Source organism: Paenibacillus dendritiformis (assembly GCF_015845845.1).
Taxonomy (GTDB): Bacteria; Bacillota; Bacilli; order Paenibacillales; family Paenibacillaceae; genus Paenibacillus_B; species Paenibacillus_B dendritiformis_C.
The window spans coordinates 38,458-55,140 of the sequence record NZ_LDIG01000130.1 but is presented as its reverse complement, the minus strand read 5'-3'; the positions used below and the strand labels follow the sequence as shown (position 1 = coordinate 55,140).

Annotated in this window: 18 protein-coding genes and 1 tRNA gene; 14 read left to right on the top strand and 5 right to left on the bottom strand. The window is 54.8% G+C overall.

Annotated features, from left to right (window positions below; translation table 11 throughout):
* Positions 1-560: 560 nt before the first annotated feature.
* Positions 561-1,130: a phosphatidylglycerophosphatase A family protein gene (locus tag ABD76_RS11675; RefSeq protein WP_197257040.1), complete on the bottom strand. Its 570-nt coding sequence runs from the start codon at positions 1,128-1,130 to the stop codon at positions 561-563.
* A gap of 239 nt (positions 1,131-1,369) precedes the next feature.
* Here ABD76_RS11675 and ABD76_RS11670 point away from each other — a divergent pair, with 239 nt between their 5' ends.
* The 4 genes from ABD76_RS11670 (at position 1,370) to ABD76_RS11655 (ending at position 5,436) form a co-directional block, all read left to right on the top strand.
* Positions 1,370-2,440, top strand: coding sequence for a GerMN domain-containing protein (locus tag ABD76_RS11670; protein WP_242069523.1), 1,071 nt, complete (start codon positions 1,370-1,372; stop codon positions 2,438-2,440).
* Positions 2,441-2,525: 85 nt separating this feature from the next.
* Entirely contained in the window at positions 2,526-3,299 is a 774-nt protein-coding gene (rph, locus tag ABD76_RS11665) for a ribonuclease PH (protein ID WP_197257038.1), read from the top strand.
* The gene (locus ABD76_RS11660) at positions 3,296-3,961 is read left to right on the top strand and encodes an XTP/dITP diphosphatase (protein WP_197257036.1); all 666 of its coding nucleotides are present in this window, start codon (positions 3,296-3,298) and stop codon (positions 3,959-3,961) included. Before rph ends, ABD76_RS11660 begins: the two co-directional genes overlap by 4 nt.
* A 179-nt stretch (positions 3,962-4,140) precedes the next feature.
* Complete coding sequence (locus tag ABD76_RS11655) at positions 4,141-5,436, top strand: homocysteine synthase (RefSeq protein WP_197257034.1); 1,296 nt, start codon at positions 4,141-4,143, stop codon at positions 5,434-5,436.
* A gap of 137 nt (positions 5,437-5,573) precedes the next feature.
* On the opposite strand, the gene asnB is transcribed toward ABD76_RS11655, so the two are convergent.
* Positions 5,574-7,421: an asparagine synthase (glutamine-hydrolyzing) gene (gene asnB, locus ABD76_RS11650; protein WP_197257033.1), complete on the bottom strand. Its 1,848-nt coding sequence runs from the start codon at positions 7,419-7,421 to the stop codon at positions 5,574-5,576.
* 194 nt (positions 7,422-7,615) lie between these two features.
* On the opposite strand from asnB, the gene ABD76_RS11645 reads away from it, so the two are divergent.
* The 3 genes from ABD76_RS11645 to ABD76_RS11635 all read left to right on the top strand — a co-directional run bounded on the left by ABD76_RS11645 (position 7,616) and on the right by ABD76_RS11635 (position 8,507).
* The gene (locus ABD76_RS11645) at positions 7,616-7,924 is read left to right on the top strand and encodes a hypothetical protein (protein WP_206765614.1); all 309 of its coding nucleotides are present in this window, start codon (positions 7,616-7,618) and stop codon (positions 7,922-7,924) included.
* A 28-nt stretch (positions 7,925-7,952) separates the two neighbouring features.
* The gene (locus ABD76_RS11640; protein ID WP_197257031.1) at positions 7,953-8,300 is read left to right on the top strand and encodes a carboxypeptidase; all 348 of its coding nucleotides are present in this window, start codon (positions 7,953-7,955) and stop codon (positions 8,298-8,300) included.
* Positions 8,301-8,366: 66 nt separating this feature from the next.
* Complete coding sequence (locus ABD76_RS11635) at positions 8,367-8,507, top strand: hypothetical protein (protein WP_197257030.1); 141 nt, start codon at positions 8,367-8,369, stop codon at positions 8,505-8,507.
* 69 nt (positions 8,508-8,576) lie between these two features.
* On the opposite strand, the gene ABD76_RS11630 is transcribed toward ABD76_RS11635, so the two are convergent.
* A complete protein-coding gene (locus ABD76_RS11630; protein ID WP_197257029.1) occupies positions 8,577-8,879 on the bottom strand; it encodes a magnetosome magnetite crystal formation protein family in 303 nt (100 codons plus the stop codon).
* A gap of 229 nt (positions 8,880-9,108) precedes the next feature.
* On the opposite strand from ABD76_RS11630, the gene ABD76_RS11625 reads away from it, so the two are divergent.
* Entirely contained in the window at positions 9,109-9,354 is a 246-nt protein-coding gene (locus ABD76_RS11625; RefSeq protein WP_197257028.1) for a hypothetical protein, read from the top strand.
* Positions 9,342-9,683: a hypothetical protein gene (locus ABD76_RS11620; RefSeq protein WP_197257026.1), complete on the top strand. Its 342-nt coding sequence runs from the start codon at positions 9,342-9,344 to the stop codon at positions 9,681-9,683. Before ABD76_RS11625 ends, ABD76_RS11620 begins: the two co-directional genes overlap by 13 nt.
* 79 nt (positions 9,684-9,762) lie before the next feature.
* Here ABD76_RS11620 and ABD76_RS11615 read toward each other — a convergent pair.
* Positions 9,763-9,839: transfer RNA gene (locus ABD76_RS11615), tRNA-Arg, on the bottom strand.
* Between the two features lie 584 nt (positions 9,840-10,423).
* Here ABD76_RS11615 and ABD76_RS11610 point away from each other — a divergent pair.
* The 5 genes from ABD76_RS11610 to ispG all read left to right on the top strand — a co-directional run bounded on the left by ABD76_RS11610 (position 10,424) and on the right by ispG (position 16,185).
* Positions 10,424-11,371, top strand: a complete 948-nt coding sequence (locus ABD76_RS11610; protein ID WP_197257024.1) for a hypothetical protein — start codon at positions 10,424-10,426, stop codon at positions 11,369-11,371.
* A 198-nt stretch (positions 11,372-11,569) separates the two neighbouring features.
* Positions 11,570-12,853 (top strand): trigger factor, encoded by a 1,284-nt coding sequence (tig, locus tag ABD76_RS11605; RefSeq protein WP_197257022.1) that lies wholly within the window; start codon positions 11,570-11,572, stop codon positions 12,851-12,853.
* Between the two features lie 334 nt (positions 12,854-13,187).
* A complete protein-coding gene (gene clpP, locus ABD76_RS11600) occupies positions 13,188-13,784 on the top strand; it encodes an ATP-dependent Clp endopeptidase proteolytic subunit ClpP (protein WP_168179674.1) in 597 nt (198 codons plus the stop codon).
* A 12-nt stretch (positions 13,785-13,796) separates the two neighbouring features.
* Entirely contained in the window at positions 13,797-15,044 is a 1,248-nt protein-coding gene (gene clpX, locus ABD76_RS11595) for an ATP-dependent protease ATP-binding subunit ClpX (protein WP_197257020.1), read from the top strand.
* Between the two features lie 43 nt (positions 15,045-15,087).
* Complete coding sequence (ispG, locus tag ABD76_RS11590) at positions 15,088-16,185, top strand: flavodoxin-dependent (E)-4-hydroxy-3-methylbut-2-enyl-diphosphate synthase (RefSeq protein ID WP_197257019.1); 1,098 nt, start codon at positions 15,088-15,090, stop codon at positions 16,183-16,185.
* A gap of 58 nt (positions 16,186-16,243) precedes the next feature.
* Here ispG and ABD76_RS11585 read toward each other — a convergent pair whose 3' ends face one another.
* Complete coding sequence (locus ABD76_RS11585; protein WP_197257018.1) at positions 16,244-16,657, bottom strand: bactofilin family protein; 414 nt, start codon at positions 16,655-16,657, stop codon at positions 16,244-16,246.
* Between the last annotated feature and the right edge of the window lie 26 nt (positions 16,658-16,683).

Below are 16,683 nucleotides of genomic sequence, written 5' to 3'. Positions count from 1 at the left end.
CTTTGTATGAGTCTCGTTGCTGGAGCTGTGCCTCTACAAACAAGAGTGTCGAAGCGCCGACAAACAACTTTTGGGCTCGGTAATCCAATGACTCATCTCTAGTGGAATTCACACGTTATCCATAGAAATCTCCTTTGTTGAGCGTTTTATGGATACGCTGAGGGTAACTCAACAATAGGAGATTTCTTTATTTTTGTCCACGAATATAGTTCAATAAGTTACAAATATAGAGAATTATAGGGTGAAAATTTTCGTAAAAAGATTGATGCAACGCTAGTGGTATTTTCATTGATTTTTGTCCCTAATCTATAGAAAAGTCCGAAATTGATGCAGTTTTGCAGCAACTCCTGTTACCGAGCCACACGCCATCTAGGAATGCTGCTGGTTCACAGCATTTTTAGCGGGGGCGGCTGCGGGAAACAGGGGCAGGGCTGTCTCGTGCTCGTGGCGGCCAACAACGACTTACGGGAGAGCCCCTGCCGTTCAAGCCCTTAAGCCCGGTTCCGATGAACCGGGCTCTGTTCGCGTGCGCAGCGTCCCGGAACGCCCGGAACGGCGGGTTACGGCTCCAGCGCCTTCATTTCTTCCTCGCGCTCGGCCTGCTTGCGGTGAGCGATGCGGCTGCTGGCGGCCGCGGCGATGGCCCCGACGATATCATCCAGGTACGTGTGGATTTGGCCATCGCTTTTGTCATTCAGCTTTTTCAGAATGCCCGGCTTCATTTTGTCCACATATCCGTAATTGGTGAAGCCGATGCTGCCGTACACGTTCACGATCGAGAAGGCCAGCACTTCATCGACGCCGTACAGGCTCTCGTCGTTCTCGATCATTTCCTGCAGGGCCGGAATAAGCTTGCCCTCCTCCGCCAAAATATCGAGCTGGATGCCGGTCAGCACGGCATTCTGCACTTCCCGCTTCAGGAGCACCTGCTCGACGTTATATTTGCAATATTCCATCGTCAGCTCCGGGAAGTACTGCCGCTGCAAAAACATGACCAGCTCGGCGATCTGGTCCACCGTAATCCCCCGTTTTTGGAGCCATTCGCGGGTGGCGTTCTCGATTTTATCACTGTCCAGACTATAGGGCTTTTTTGCCTCGGCGGGCATGTTCATATCTGTCGGTTGATTCATCGTTGAGCACCTCTTTTTTGTTCATTTCCATAGCGTGCGAATTCGTCACAACACTTATGTATTCGACATTGTTCACCCATAACCTTCCTTTGCGGCCATGAAAAACGGGAGCAAACGCACGCAAGCGAAATCCGGCCGAACAACTTGTCATGAAGCGGACAGCCTGCTCGTATACATAGGACAAACGGGGGGAGACTTCACCGTCTCCTGCAACGAACTTGAAGGAGGTTGTATCGCTCATGAGGCGGACAAGTGCTTGGCGGCAAGGAAGGCTGGCGGTAATACTGACACTCCCTTTTGTATTGAGTGCCTGCGGAGGAGGCGACGGGGCCATTGACGCGCCTCCGCCAGATATCGAAGCAAGAATGATGGCGGAAGCGGAAGGCGGGGCGGGTTCCCCCGGCGCCAGCCTTACTGGGCAGGAGGATGCCCAGACGAACGCCAACATGACGGTCTATCTGCGGGATCGGAACGGCTATCTGGCCCCAATCTCTTACCAATGGGATGCGGCAGACGCGAAGGGCCTCGCGCAAGCCTCGCTCGAGCTGCTCGTGAAGCAGGGGCTGCACGGCGCCAAGCTTCCGGCCGGATTCGAGGCGGTACTGCCCCAAGGGACAGGCATTACGAATGTGACGCTCAAGCCGGATCAGAAGCTGGCGATTGTGGAGCTGTCGAAGGAGTTCGCCAACTATGAGCCGGCCGAGGAAAGGCAGATGCTGGAAGCGATAACGTGGACGCTGACCTCGCTGCCGGACGTGGAAAACGTTCAGTTATGGATGGATTCGCATAAATTGAATGAAATGCCGAAAAATGGCACGCCGCTCGATATCCCGTTGAACCGCCAGTTCGGAATCAACGTGGAGAAATCCGAGTCGGTCAATTATTTGCGGTCGATGCCGGTGACGCTGTATTTCTCCAGCTACAGCGAGGAGGGCAAGTCCTACTTCGTGCCGGTCACCCGCCTCGTCGAGCCTTCGGACAACCCGATCGAAGCGACGCTGGAGCAAATTATTGCGGGGCCGCTTAATCCGAAGACGCTGGAGCGGGTTGCCTCAGAGGAGACGACCGTCAGCGCGGTTGCCCAGGAGGGGGATACGCTGACCGTCGATCTGGCCGATACGATGTTCGAAGCGGGCGAGCCGGTGCCGGCCGAGCTGTTGAAGGCCGTCGTGCTCTCGCTGACCGAGCGGGAAGGCATTGCCAAGGTGAAAATCAAGATGAACGGCAACGCGGATATTCAAGGTACCGATAAGAAAAACTATTCGGAGCCTGTGGCGCGGCCGGTCATTAATCCGGCCTGGAAAGGGTAGAACAGGTGATTTTCGCCAAGGTCTTTGATAGAATAAGAAAATGTTCCCTATCGGACGACAGAGCAATGTCAGGAGGCAAAAATTCATGAGAAGCAACGGACGACAGGCGGATGAGCTCCGCCCGATTACGATTCGGACGAATACGAATAAATACGCGGAGGGCTCGGTCCTCATCGAGGTTGGCGACACAAGGGTCATGTGCACGGCGTCGGTTGACGAGAAGGTTCCCCCGTTCATGAAAGGCCAGGGGAAGGGCTGGATTACGGCGGAATACTCGATGCTGCCCCGGGCGACGCAGGTTCGCAATCAGCGCGAAGCGGCCCGCGGCAAGCTGACGGGACGCACGATGGAAATACAGCGGCTGATCGGGCGCGCGCTCCGCTCGGTCGTCGATCTGCATGCATTGGGCGAACGCACCATCACGCTCGATTGCGACGTGCTGCAGGCGGACGGAGGCACGCGTACGACTTCGATCACCGGATCGTTCGTTGCGATGGCGATGGCGGTCGACAAGATCGCAACCCAGCACAATCTGTCCAAGTTCCCGATTACCGATTTTTTGGGCTCGGTCAGCGTAGGCATCCTGCAAGGGAAGACGCTCCTTGACCTGAACTACGATGAGGATTCGACGGCCAAGGTCGATATGAACGTCGTCATGACCGGCAGCGGCAAGTTCGTGGAGGTGCAGGGCACGGGCGAGGACAGCCCGTTCTCGCGTCAAGAACTGAACGATCTGCTGGCCGCGGCGGAGAAGGGCATATTGGATATCGTCACACTGCAGAAGGAAGCGCTCGGGCCAATCGCCGACAAAATTACCGCGCAAGCGCAAGCAGCCGAAGGAGAGACCGTGAAGCCATGAGTACAGGGGAAGCCATGATACCGCAGCAAGATACAATTATTATTGCGACACAGAACCAGGGCAAGCTGAAGGAATTTCAGCTTGCCTTCCAAACGATCGGCAAGCGTGTGCTCAGCATGGCCGATTACCCGCATCTGCCCGACATCGAGGAGGATGGCGACACATTCGCGGCCAATGCGCTGAAGAAAGCGAAGACGATGGCCGAGGCATTGAAGCTGCCAGTGCTGGCTGATGACTCCGGCCTGTGCGTCGATCGGCTGGACGGGGCCCCGGGCGTCTACTCCGCCCGATACGCGGGCGGGCATGGGGACGACCAGGCCAACAATGCGAAGCTGCTGGCGGAGCTCGGGAAGCTTCCTCCGCTGGAAGCGGACGCGGAAGCTCCTGCCGGATGCCGCATTCTGAGCCCGGCCCGGTTCGTATGCGTCCTCGTCTTGTACGATCCGGCGCGTCAGTCCTGCGTCGAGGCCGCCGGCACCGCTGACGGCTATATTATCGACCAGCCCCGGGGCACTCATGGATTCGGCTATGATCCCCTCTTCTATCTTCCGGAGCTGGGACGCACGATGGCCGAACTGGCGCCCGAGGAGAAGGAGCGCATCAGCCATCGCGGCGCCGCCATCCGCCGGATGCTGGATATGCTCCGCTCCGGGACAGCCTGACGGTTTCAGGTGCGGAAGGAATCGGCGGAGACCGCTTTTTTTGGACCGCATCGCTTGCTGCGATGCGGTTTTTTTATTTATTTTTATATTTTCGATAAGAATACTATGGATTAATACTAGGCAAAGGGCGGAAAATATGAGAAAATACGGTCAACACATATCGAGGAGGATGGTTGACGATGACGGATACACCCCGCTCTTACGGTTTAGAGACCTTGGCAATTCATGCCGGACAGGAGGTTGACCCGACAACCCTGTCGCGCGCGGTCCCTTTGTATCAGACGACGTCGTACGCGTTCCGTGATCCGGATCATGCGGCCGATCTGTTCGCGCTGAAGGAATTTGGCAATATTTATACTCGTATCATGAATCCGACGACAGATGTGTTCGAGAAGCGGGTTGCCGCCCTTGAGGGGGGAGCCGGCGCATTGGCCACCGCTTCCGGGCAGGCGGCCATCACCTACGCGATCCTCAATATTGCCGGTGCCGGCGACGAGATCGTATCGGCCTCCAGCCTGTATGGCGGAACGTACAATCTGTTCTCGACGACGTTGAAGAAGCTGGGCATTACCGTCCGCTTCGTCGATCCAAGCGAGCCGGACAATTTCCGCAAGGCGATCACCGACAAGACGAAGGCGTTGTACGCCGAAAGCATCGGCAATCCGAAGGGCGACCTGCTCGATATCGAGGCGGTCGCGGCCGTGGCTCACGAGCATGGCTTGCCGCTCATCGTGGATAATACGTTCCCGAGCCCGTTCCTGCTTCGCCCGATTGAACACGGCGCCGATATCGTCGTCCATTCGGCGACGAAGTTCATCGGCGGACATGGCACCTCCATCGCCGGCATTATCGTGGACAGCGGCAAGTTCGATTGGACCGGAGGCAAGTTCCCGGGCCTTACCGAGCCGGATCCGAGCTATAACGGCATTATCTACACGGATGCGGTCGGACCGGTCGCATACATCACCAAGGCGCGGGTTCAACTGCTCCGCGATATGGGAGCGACGCTGTCGCCGTTCAACGCGTTCCTTCTCCTTCAAGGGCTGGAGACGCTGCATCTGCGCATGGAGCGCCACAGCGAGAACGCGCTGCGCGTAGCGCAGTTCCTGGAGGCCCATGATGCCGTCGCTTCGGTCAGCTATTGCGGTCTGCCTAGCCATCCTTCCTACGAGCTGGCCAAGAAATATTTGCCGAAGGGCCAGGGCGCGATTCTGACCTTCGAGATTAAAGGCGGCGTTGAAGCGGGCCGCCGGGTCATCAATCATGTGAAACTGCTGTCGCATCTGGCCAACGTCGGCGATTCCAAATCGCTCATCATCCATCCGGCCAGCACGACGCATCTTCAGTTGAGCGAGGAAGAGCAGCGCGCTGCCGGTGTTACGCCGGGCCTCATCCGCTTGTCGATCGGCACGGAATCCATCGATGATATTTTGAACGATCTGGATCAGGCGATTCGGGCAAGCCAATCCGAATAAGCCGCACACCCGGATAGCCGTTGCGGTCTGCCGGGATTCGGACGATACAAAGACACACGCCGCGGGGCGAGGAACCCGTTGGCGTGTGTTTTTTGCTTCTTCCCGGGGAGGGAGGAGACTGCTATTGAGACTTCCCGTTACCAGGCCACCCTGATGTTGTATTCGCGCAGCCAGCTGTCCACTTGAAGCAAATAGGCGAACAACTGCGGGCCGGACATGAGCTGCCCGAACCAAGGAAGATGAGAGCTCGCTTCTTCGGATGCCGCGATTTCGCGGATTCGGTCCGCTTGGATGAACTGATGCAGCGGCGATGCCGGATCGTCGAGCCGCGCCAGCGCTTGCCGGCGCACGGCCTGCAAATAATTCGGATTATGCGTTTTCGGGTACGGGCTTTTTTTCCGGTACAGCACTTCTTCCGGCAGAACGCCCTCCAGCGCCTTGCGGAGCACCCCTTTTTCCCGGCCGCCATACATCTTGATGCTCCATGGGATATTGTAGACGTATTCGACAAGCCGATGATCCGTATACGGAACGCGCACCTCCAGTCCTACCCCCATGCTCATCCGGTCCTTGCGGTCGAGTAAGGTCGGCATGAAGCGGGTAATATTGAGATAGGACATCACCCGCATCTTGGCGGCCTGCGCCTCTTCTCCCGGCAGGGGACCCACTTCCCGCACCGCATCGGCATAACGGTCCGCGACATATTCTTCGGCGCGAATCTGCTTCGCCACCTCCGGATGAAGCAGGCTGGAGCGGAGCGGAGTCGCCAGCGCCCAAGGGAAGGTATCGGCGTTCAACGCTTCCTCCCTGTGGAACCACGGATATCCGCCGAACACTTCATCCGCCGCTTCGCCGGAGAGGGCGACCGTGGCGCCTTTTTTGATCTCCTCGCAGAAGAGCAGCAGAGAGCCGTCGATATCGGCCATTCCGGGCATATCGCGCACACGCACCGCCTTCTGCAGCGAGCTGACCAGATCCGGGGTATCGAACTGTATCCAATGATGGGCCGTACCAAGCGATTCAACCATGCGTTCAATCCATGGCGCGTCCGCATTTGGCTGAAATGCATGGGCCTTGAAAAATTTGTCATTATCCACATAATCCACAGAATACGTATGAAGTTGGCCTAATCCGTGGCGTTCATAGTGACGGACGGTCAAGGCCGTCAACGCGCTGGAATCCAGGCCTCCGGAGAGGAAGGTGCAGACAGGCACGTCGGAGACGAGCTGGCGCTCCACGGTATCCTCCAAGAGCTCGCGGACCCGCTGCGCCGTCTCCTCGGCGGTTGCTTCATGCGGCATGCTCTGCAGCGTCCAGTACGCCTGAATGCGGACGCCATTGCGGTCATAGCGGAGCGTATGTCCCGGGCGGAGTTCCGCCAGATCGCGATATACCCCGTGTCCGGGTGTCCGGGCGGGGCCAATCATCCATACTTCAGCGACGCCTTCCGCGTTGAGCACCGGCTCGATATCCGGATGGGCGAGCATGGCCTTCGGCTCCGAGCCGAACAGGAGGAATCCATTGCCCCGCGCGTAGAAGAGCGGCTTCACTCCGAGCCGATCCCGGGCCATGAACAGACGCTGTTCCGCATCATCCCATATCGCGAACGCGAAAATGCCGTTCATTCGCTCCACGCAGCTATCCTTCCATTCCTGATAAGCGACGAGCAGAACTTCGGTGTCGCATTGGGTCCGGAAGCGGTAGCCGCGGCTGGCCAGTTCATCTCTCAGCTCCTTCGTGTTGTACAATTCCCCGTTATAAGTAATGGCATAGGTCCCTTGTTCCGTATGGCGAATCATCGGCTGAGCGCCATTTTCCGGATCAATGACGGACAATCTGCGGTGGCCAAGCGCGCATGGACCGGAGAGCCAGGTTCCTTTGGCATCCGGTCCGCGTGCGGATAATGTTTCAGTCATATGCTCCAAGACGCCGGAGTACTGCGTCAAGTCCCTTTTCCAATCGATCCATCCAGTAATTCCACACATGTAACGTTCATCCTCTCCGCATCAATCTCTCCCCGGAAGAATGATGAACCGGGTTCATCGGAAGATTGAGATAATAACATGGTTATGCGAAAAACAGCATAAGATGTATGTCCATCGGGAGAAGATAAAGAAAAACTCCAGAACCTTGCCGGCGGCCATCGCGGCAGACGGAGAACTGGAGCTGGGAAAGGGGGATGGCGGTGGAACGGCGCAGAATGTACGTGTCGGTCCAGCGGCGCACCATATTTTCGGACCCGGAAGCCGAAAGCTACGAGTTCAAGGTGGATGCCAATGAGGAGGAAATACAGCATCTTCAAGGCCTGATGGATCAGTTGGGAAAAGCGGAGACCGATGTCATCAGCAATGTTCTGATTCTTACTCCGATCGAGGCCGAGGATATGATGAACGTTCCTTATCAGCAGCGGCTGAATGCGGTCTATATGTGTATTCACAAATTGGGCACGGCAGATACGAAGCGATTTATCGAGCAAATGCTTGATTAAAGATGAGACACGACAGGAGGAAGCACGCATGACATGGAAAGCGACCAAATTCCGGCGTCCGGTTGAAATCGACGGTCGGCTGTGCGCCGAGATCGGGATGATTCCTGCGGATGAGAAGGCCACGCCGATCCTCGCTTATATCGCGCCCGTACGCAACGGGGGCTATGAACTGGTCCGGGCCGTGCGCAACGATGCGGACTATGAGACGGATTGGTACGATAATCCGATGCATATCGCTTTTGAAGAATTCGCGGCCGAGGATTTCGGGGCCGACACGCTGGGCGCGGAAGTGAACGGCAAGGATATGCTACTGGATGCGGCACTCGGCTCGGCGGAGGTCAGGGATGCCGTCGACCATCTGTTCCAGATGGATTAACGTTCCCGGAGCGGGTGTATCATCCAGCCGTTAGAGCGAGTATTCGAGGAGGGGAGGTGACAGTTGATGGCAGGCACCAAGGATAATAAAGGAAATAAGTATCAGCAGCAGGCGAATCATGCCGATGCGGTGATTAAGGGAAATCCGAAGCATCCGGCTCAGAAAAACCCGTGGGATGACAGCGGGAGAAAATCCGGCTACGAATAAGGAGCGCGCGCCCGGATCCGGCCTGCAAGGCGTTCGGATCCGGGCGTCCATTTCCCCGATTGCTCTCCTTTAGAATACACGGCCTTCGTTCAGCACACGTATCCCCATATACACATTCCAGACGACAAGAATCAAAGCGATTGCCCCCAACAGCAAAATGATCCCGATGCTGAAAAACGGATGTACCGCAAATAAGCTGAATAGCCCAACGACCACAAAGAAGTACGGCAAAATATGCGAAATCAGCGCCCGCCCCGCATGTCTTCTTACATACTGATCACTAGTCACAAGCATAATGATAAGCGGCAGTATCACCCCGGCAAAAAAGATGCTGAAATAGCTAAGAGAAGCTAATATATAGCGTGTCGACAAAGAATCTACCTCCTCTCGGAATCCGTTCGTTCGTATGCGTAGTGTGCGCGGCCCTTCATCATTCTATTACCCGCATTCCCGGAAGGCGACTACGGTGCCGCGATGGGCGGCGGAAGAGGCGGCCGGGGGATAATAAAGATTTTATCATCCAGGCCAGGAAAATCATTTTGATTTTTTATGAATTCCTTCGCTGTGGTAAAATTAACCGAGACGAATGGGGAGGTGCCGGATGAAGGTATTTCGCATGATGCTCGCCCTCATGGTCTTGGCGCTGGTGGCCGGATGCGGCGGCAATGAATTGAAACCGGATATGATGTCCATTGAAGATCTGAGTATCGTCAAGACGGATGATGAAACACCGAAAGTCAGCTGCGGAATGAAGAGAAAGGACGCGGAAAAGGTACTGGGCACGGGGGAAAAATTCGGGGCCAACATTGATATTTATGAACATGGCGCTCCATCGTGTACCGGGTAAATCCGGATAACAGGGAAGAAACCGTCGCGCTTATCGGACTTACTGAAGACTCGCAAAATACGTACCGCACTACGAGGGGCGTGCAGGTCGGAGATCGTAAAAGCGACATTCTCGCCTTATATGGCGACAAATATCCAATTTCATCAAGTGACTTGTCCTATGCCTATCAATACGATCTCAAAAACAAAAAGTTCGTGGGGGAAACGGCCGTTTCTGCCTCCCCAAAAGACGCCTATGAACAGATCAGGGCAGAGTTTATTGTTGGCGATGACGGACGTGTCAGTAAAATATACCTGTTCGACCTGCATGCAGCCTTATATTTGAAATAGCACAAATAAAAAACGCTCGGCAATCCTGCGAGGATTGCGAGCGTTCCGCTAAAATATGTATGATGGATATTCGAGGAACTGGCGTCCCAGGAGGGATTCGAACCCCCGACCGACGGCTTAGAAGGCCGTTGCTCTATCCAGCTGAGCTACTGGGACAAAAGAAGATAAACTGTTTTTGCAACATTGATGATTGTATCAAAAATTCTGTTATTCTGCAACCATTATTCCGAAAAAAATGAGAAAAAAATAGGAGCAAGTCTCCTTGCGCATGAGATGATCAGTTCCCGTTCCGCTCTTTCCGCCGCAAGAACCGCAACGGGGAAATTGGCACCTCGCCGGCTCGCAGATATGGATAATTTCTTATGGCGGACGAAGTCGGATGCAGGAATCCGAATCCGTAACTATTCGGCTGCTTCATACGTATAGTAGGAGACAAACCTGCGGAGATGTCTTTACATTCCATGTTTTTGCACCGATTTAATTCTAAGAATGTTTTGCATCCGCTCGATTTGAACAGGCTGTTCATAATGGGGCTCGGGAAGGGGAAGTCTGAATAGAGTGTCCGGGGGCCGAGAAGGCATCTCCGGATGAGTCGCAGGGGGAGAAGTGCATGCCGGCGATATGGTATAATGGCTTATCGGAATGACGGATGAGGCCGCTCCCGTATCCCGGACCGCATCATACATAAGATCGATGGATGGCTATAGTAAGTCGGCTTGATATAGAAAGAAGGTGCTTGCATGACGGACGATCAGATCCTGCCGGAAAAAAACAATGTCGTTCTGTTTCCGAAAACGCATGATTATTACCAAATCGAATTGACACGCATGCTGGAGTCCGAGCGTTACGGAGAAGCGATCGCGCTGCTCCGCTTCCTGCTGCAATGCGGAGGAGAGGACGATCAGATTAGAGCGGAATGGAACGCGCTGATGCAATGGTTAATAACGGCGTTCCCGGAAGCAGAGCGGGCCGCTGAAGAAGGCTTTCCGGAGGCGGAGCCTTGGGCCGGGGAAGCCGTGGACAGCGGAGAGACGGAACGGGATATATTGAAGCAGCAAATCCATCATAAGCTTCAAGCTGACAGCCAATATATCGCCAGGCTGCTCGCCTCGCTGACCGAAGGCGATATGGATGATCGCAAGCTCCTGGTGCTGGAGCAGCTGGCGGCGGCCGAGGACGACTCTATCGATCCTTCGCTGATTCGGCTATTGGAGAACGAGCCGCTGCATCCTCTCTTGCAATTCGGCATTCTGCAAACGTTGAAGCGCCGGGGAATCGAAGGGGAGGTATTTTTTACCCGGGGCCAGGAGCGTGTCGTCGTCGATATCGAAGCGACGCCGCTCGATCTGGAGTCGTTTCCTCCGAATGCGGTAGCTCCGGCAGAGCGGGTGAATGAATCCGCCGCGGTGCGAGAGCCTTCGCTCGCTTATTTCGCATCCGAGATGTGGCAGCAGTTCCTCAAGCTCATATACGGCACTTCTTTGTACCGCCGTCTCTGCGAGGGGGATGAACGGGAAGCGGACGCTTGGGCGGCCGCGCTGCACCGGATCGTCGCCCGGCTGCTCCATATTGAGGAGGAGGAAGCGGAGGTCAAGACGATCTACGGATTGACCGGGGAGATGCGGATAAGCTATGAGCGGGCGCTGCGGGCGATTACGCGATCGCTGAGCGGGGAGCAGGATACCTGATGCGGCGATGGAGTCGGGGATTTCCATTCGGCGGCCCCGTTTCTATGAAAGCCGGGAAAAACATATAATGGCACATAGGAAATGCCTGTAAGCATTGCCTTGAAAAACTTTTCGTAGTCGGCTATACTATAGTGGTTATTCCGGACGTATAATGGTACACTCTAGCCATGTGATCTTTTTTGGAGGGGAAGGCATAAAATGAAAGCAACCTGGGAAAAAATAGAGAAGAACGTTGGGGTATTGGAAGTGGAGGTCGACGCGGAGCGCGTGACGGAAGCGCTGGACCAAGCGTTTAAAAAAGTGTCCAAGCGAGTGAACGTTCCTGGTTTCCGTAAAGGAAGAGTGCCTCGCCCGATTTTTGAAGCGAAATATGGCGTTGAAAGCCTGTACCAAGACGCCATTGACATTATGCTTCCAGAGGCGTATACCCAAGCGGTAAAAGAAACCGACATCAAGCCGGTCGATCAACCGGAAGTAGAAGTGGAACAGATTGGCAAAGGCCAAACATTCAAGTTCAAGGCAAAAGTAACCGTGAAGCCGGAAGTGAAGCTTGGCGAGTACAAAGGCCTTGAAGTGGAAAAACAATCCGTAGAAGTAACGGATGAAGAGCTTGACGCTGAACTGAAGCGCATGCAGGAACGTCATGCAGAGCTGATCATCGTTGATGAGGATGTTGCCGCAAAAGGCGACAGCGTCGTGATTGACTTTGAAGGCTTTGTAGACGGGGAAGCATTTGAAGGCGGCAAGGCGGAGCGTTATACGCTTGAGCTGGGCTCCAACAGCTTCATTCCAGGCTTCGAGGATCAACTCGTCGGCATGGGAACAGGCGACTTCAAGGACGTCGAAGTGACATTCCCTGAGCAATACCATGCAGAGAACCTGGCCGGCAAGCCAGCCGTATTTAAAGTAAAAGTGCATGAAATCAAGCGCAAGCAGCTGCCTGCACTTGACGATGAGTTCGCTAAAGACGTAAGCGAGTTCGACACACTTGAAGAATATAAGGCAGACCTGAAGCAGCAGCTTCAATCCCGCAAGGAAAAAGAAGCGGAAGGCGCACGCGAAGCGGCTGTCGTAGAAAAAGCGGCCGAGAACGCCGAAGTGGAAATTCCGCGCGCGATGATCGAGACGGAAATTCAGCATATGGTGAAAGATCTGGACAACCGCCTGCGGATGCAAGGCATGAACATCGACATGTTCTTGACGTTGTCCGGCCAGACGATTGCGGATCTGCGCGAGCAAATGCAGAAGGAAGCGGACAAGCGCGTGAAGAACAATCTCGTCCTGGAGCAAATCGCCAAGGAAGAGAACCTGTCCATCTCGGACGAAGAGCTGTCTGCTGAATTGGACAAGATGGCCGAAACTTACAAGCGTTCCGCTGAAGAAATTCGCGACATCCTGACCAAGAACGGCACGCTCGACAACCTGCGCGAAGAAGCATTGATCCGCAAGACGATTGCGTTTTTGGTGGAAAACAGCAAATAATCCAATCACATATGATTTTGCAGCGATATGCTGCTAACAGGATAAGGCACGCACGTTCATTTTTAGCGTGCCTTATTTTTTCCCCTGTCGCTCCGTCTCTCCCATCATGCTTCTTGGCATACACATAACGTTTCACCGTTCCGTATCGAGTGGTACATATTTATAAGCAGTCTGACGCATGATGAACATAGGCTATGCCGATGCATATACGGCTGCCGGGAATAGGCCCCGCTGCCATACATACACTAGTTGTAACTGCTGTGGAAATGACATCTTGTTCAGAAAATGATAAAATAGAAAATGTATAGCTTTGTAAAGAAAAGAGGTCGGTACCATGAATTTAATCCCGATGGTCATCGAACAGACAAATCGCGGCGAACGCTCTTACGATATTTACTCGCGCCTGCTGAAGGATCGCATTATTTTTCTGGGAAGCGCCATTGACGATGATGTGGCCAACAGCGTCATCGCGCAGATGCTTTTCCTCCAGGCAGACGATCCGGAGAAGGATATTCATCTGTACATCAATTCTCCGGGCGGTTCCGTTACGGCGGGGATGGCGATTTATGATACGATGCAGCACATCAAGCCGGATGTATCCACCATCTGCGTGGGACTTGCGGCCAGCATGGGGTCGCTGCTGCTGACGGCAGGGGCGCCAGGCAAACGCATCGCGCTGCCGAATAGCGAGATTATGATTCACCAGCCTCTGGGCGGCGTCCGCGGGCAAGCGTCCGATATTAAGATTCATGCCGACTGGATTATTAAGACAAGACAGAAGCTGAACCAGATCTATGTAGATCGAACCGGGCAACCGTATGAGAAAATCGAACGGGATACCGACCGCGACTACTTCATGAGTGCGGATGAAGCGAAGGCATATGGTCTTGTAGACAGCGTTCTGCATCCGGGAACTCCCGGTTTGAAGTAAAGGGGGATAGGAATGTTCAAATTTAACGAGGAGAAGGGCCAATTGAAGTGTTCTTTTTGCGGCAAGTCCCAGGAGCAAGTGCGTAAGCTGGTTGCGGGACCAGGCGTATATATATGTGACGAGTGCATCGAGCTGTGCACGGAGATCGTGGAGGAAGAGCTCGGTCACGAGGAAGAGATCGATCTGAAAGACATTCCGAAGCCGAAGGAGATCCGCGCGATTCTGGATCAATATGTCATCGGCCAGGAACAGGCGAAAAAATCGCTGTCGGTTGCGGTGTATAATCATTACAAACGAATCAACAGCCAGAACAAAACCGAGGATGTCGAGCTGCAGAAGAGCAACATTTTGCTTGTCGGACCGACCGGTTCCGGGAAGACGCTGCTCGCGCAGACGATGGCCAAAATTTTGAATGTGCCGTTTGCGATTGCGGACGCCACGTCGTTGACCGAAGCCGGATATGTCGGCGAAGATGTCGAGAACATTTTGCTGAAGCTGATTCAGGCTGCGGACTACGATGTTGAGAAGGCGGAGCGGGGCATCATTTATATCGACGAGATTGACAAGGTGGCGCGCAAGTCCGAGAACCCTTCGATTACGAGAGATGTCTCCGGGGAAGGCGTTCAGCAGGCGCTGCTCAAGATTTTGGAAGGAACGGTTGCTTCCGTGCCGCCTCAAGGCGGGCGCAAGCATCCGCATCAAGAGTTCATCCAGATCGACACGACGAATATTCTGTTCATTTGCGGCGGCGCGTTCGACGGGCTGGAGCAAATTATTAAGCGCCGTGTCGGCAAGAAGATTATCGGCTTCAATGCGGACGGCATGCAGAAGGATCTGAAGGCGGGCGAATACTTGACGTTGACGCTTCCGGAAGACCTCCTCAAATTCGGTCTCATTCCGGAATTCGTCGGCCGCTTGCCGGTCATCTCGACCTTGGAGCCATTGGATGAGCATACGCTGGTCCGCATCTTGAGCGAGCCGAAGAATGCGCTGACGAAGCAATATCAGAAGCTGCTGGAGATGGACAACGTGAAGCTCGAATTCGAGCCGAGCGCGCTGGAAGCCATTGCTCTGGAAGCGATCAAGCGGAATACGGGAGCACGCGGACTCCGTGCCATTATCGAAGGCATCATGCTGGACGTAATGTACGAAGTGCCGTCGCGGGATGACATTACGACCTGCGTCATTACCGAGCAAGTCGTGCGCGAACGAATGATTCCGGAACTGACGACGGATAAGAAGCAGGAGGAAAGCGCCTAATCGGCGCTTTTCCGTCCTTTTTCCGGGCATGGGAGAGAATGATATGTATTTGCGACATCAGACAAGACCTGTACAAGTTGGCAACGTTACGATTGGCGGAAGCAATGACGTCATCATTCAGAGCATGTGCACCACGAAGACGGCGGACGTGCAGGCGACCGTAGCCGAGATTCACCGGCTGGAAGAAGCGGGATGCCAGGTCGTGCGCGTCACGGTGAACAATGAAGAAGCGGCGGAAGCGATCAAAGAGATTAAGAAGCAAATCTCGATTCCGCTTGTCGCCGACATTCATTTCGACTATCGCCTGGCGCTGAAGGCGATTGAGAACGGGATCGACAAGGTCCGCATCAATCCGGGCAATATCGGCCGCCGCCATAAAGTCGAAGCCGTCGTCAAAGCATGCAAAGAACGGGGCATTCCGATCCGGATCGGCGTCAATGCCGGTTCATTGGAACATCATCTGCTGGAGAAATACGGGTATCCAACGCCTGAAGCGATGGTCGAGAGCGCGCTGTTCCATATCGGAATTTTGGAAGAGCTGGATTTCCACGATATTATCGTCTCGCTCAAGGCTTCGGATGTGCCGATGGCCATTGCCGCTTACACGAAGGCTGCGGAAGTCATTCCTTATCCCCTTCATCTGGGAATTACGGAAGCCGGAACGCTCTTCTCCGGAACGATCAAGAGCGCTGCCGGTCTCGGCGCGCTGCTCTCGCTGGGCATCGGATCCACCGTGCGCGTCAGTCTGAGCGCCGATCCGGTCGAGGAAGTGAAGGTGGCCCGCGAATTGCTCAAATCATTCGGGCTTATCTCGAATGCGGCGACACTGGTCTCTTGTCCGACCTGCGGACGGCTGGATATCGATTTGTTCTCGATTGCCAATGAAGTCGAAGAATATATATCCAAGATCAAGGTGCCCATCAAAGTGTCGGTGCTCGGATGCGCCGTCAACGGACCGGGCGAGGCGCGCGAGGCGGATATCGGCATTGCCGGCGCCCGGGGCGAGGGATTGCTGTTCCGGTACGGGGAGATGATACGCAAAGTGCCTGAATCGGAAATGGTCGCGGAATTGAAAAAAGAAATCGATCAAATTGTCGCGGAGTACGAGCGGACCGGTCAAATTCCGGGACGCAAGCATTAAGCGAATCGATAAACAGAGAAGCCGGCGCGAGTGCGCCGGCTTTTTTTCTATGTAAGGGCTAGACGCCGCTTTCGCTGGCCGACAAGGACGTGCCGCTGTCATGCGGGACCGAAGCGGAGGCCGCCTTCGCTTCGCCCATGGAGCTCGTTCCATTGAATTGCCCGCCGTCCTTAATAATGAACGCGGTGCAGGTCGCATTGCCGTTCAACTGCCCGGTCGATTCGATGACAAGGGAGCCGGAGGCAGTCACATCCCCGGTCAGCGAGCCGGCGATCACGACGCTCACTCCTTCCACGTCCGCGTACACGACGCCGGTCTCTCCGATCGTAACATTGCGGCTGCAGCGGATCGAGCCGCGAATGCGTCCCTCTATCCGGAGATCCGTTTCGCAATCCACCGTTCCCTCCAATGTGGTCGCCTGACCGATTAGCGTGTCCGTGCCAGGCGGTCTTTTTTCATTTCTGGAAAACATATCTCTGCCCCTCTCTTCGTTTTTTA

Coding starts and splice junctions, on each gene's coding strand:
- clpX (WP_197257020.1), top strand. CDS start 13,797: ATGTTCAAATTTAACGAGGAGAAGGGCCAATTGAAGTGTTCTTTTTGC.
- ABD76_RS11625 (WP_197257028.1), top strand. CDS start 9,109: ATGAAGGTATTTCGCATGATGCTCGCCCTCATGGTCTTGGCGCTGGTG.
- ABD76_RS11645 (WP_206765614.1), top strand. CDS start 7,616: ATGGCGGTGGAACGGCGCAGAATGTACGTGTCGGTCCAGCGGCGCACC.
- ABD76_RS11670 (WP_242069523.1), top strand. CDS start 1,370: ATGAGGCGGACAAGTGCTTGGCGGCAAGGAAGGCTGGCGGTAATACTG.
- ABD76_RS11655 (WP_197257034.1), top strand. CDS start 4,141: ATGACGGATACACCCCGCTCTTACGGTTTAGAGACCTTGGCAATTCAT.
- ABD76_RS11610 (WP_197257024.1), top strand. CDS start 10,424: ATGACGGACGATCAGATCCTGCCGGAAAAAAACAATGTCGTTCTGTTT.
- ABD76_RS11660 (WP_197257036.1), top strand. CDS start 3,296: ATGAGTACAGGGGAAGCCATGATACCGCAGCAAGATACAATTATTATT.
- ABD76_RS11675 (WP_197257040.1), bottom strand. CDS start 1,130: ATGAATCAACCGACAGATATGAACATGCCCGCCGAGGCAAAAAAGCCC.
- ABD76_RS11635 (WP_197257030.1), top strand. CDS start 8,367: ATGGCAGGCACCAAGGATAATAAAGGAAATAAGTATCAGCAGCAGGCG.
- tig (WP_197257022.1), top strand. CDS start 11,570: ATGAAAGCAACCTGGGAAAAAATAGAGAAGAACGTTGGGGTATTGGAA.
- asnB (WP_197257033.1), bottom strand. CDS start 7,421: ATGTGTGGAATTACTGGATGGATCGATTGGAAAAGGGACTTGACGCAG.
- ABD76_RS11585 (WP_197257018.1), bottom strand. CDS start 16,657: ATGTTTTCCAGAAATGAAAAAAGACCGCCTGGCACGGACACGCTAATC.
- ispG (WP_197257019.1), top strand. CDS start 15,088: ATGTATTTGCGACATCAGACAAGACCTGTACAAGTTGGCAACGTTACG.
- rph (WP_197257038.1), top strand. CDS start 2,526: ATGAGAAGCAACGGACGACAGGCGGATGAGCTCCGCCCGATTACGATT.
- clpP (WP_168179674.1), top strand. CDS start 13,188: ATGAATTTAATCCCGATGGTCATCGAACAGACAAATCGCGGCGAACGC.
- ABD76_RS11640 (WP_197257031.1), top strand. CDS start 7,953: ATGACATGGAAAGCGACCAAATTCCGGCGTCCGGTTGAAATCGACGGT.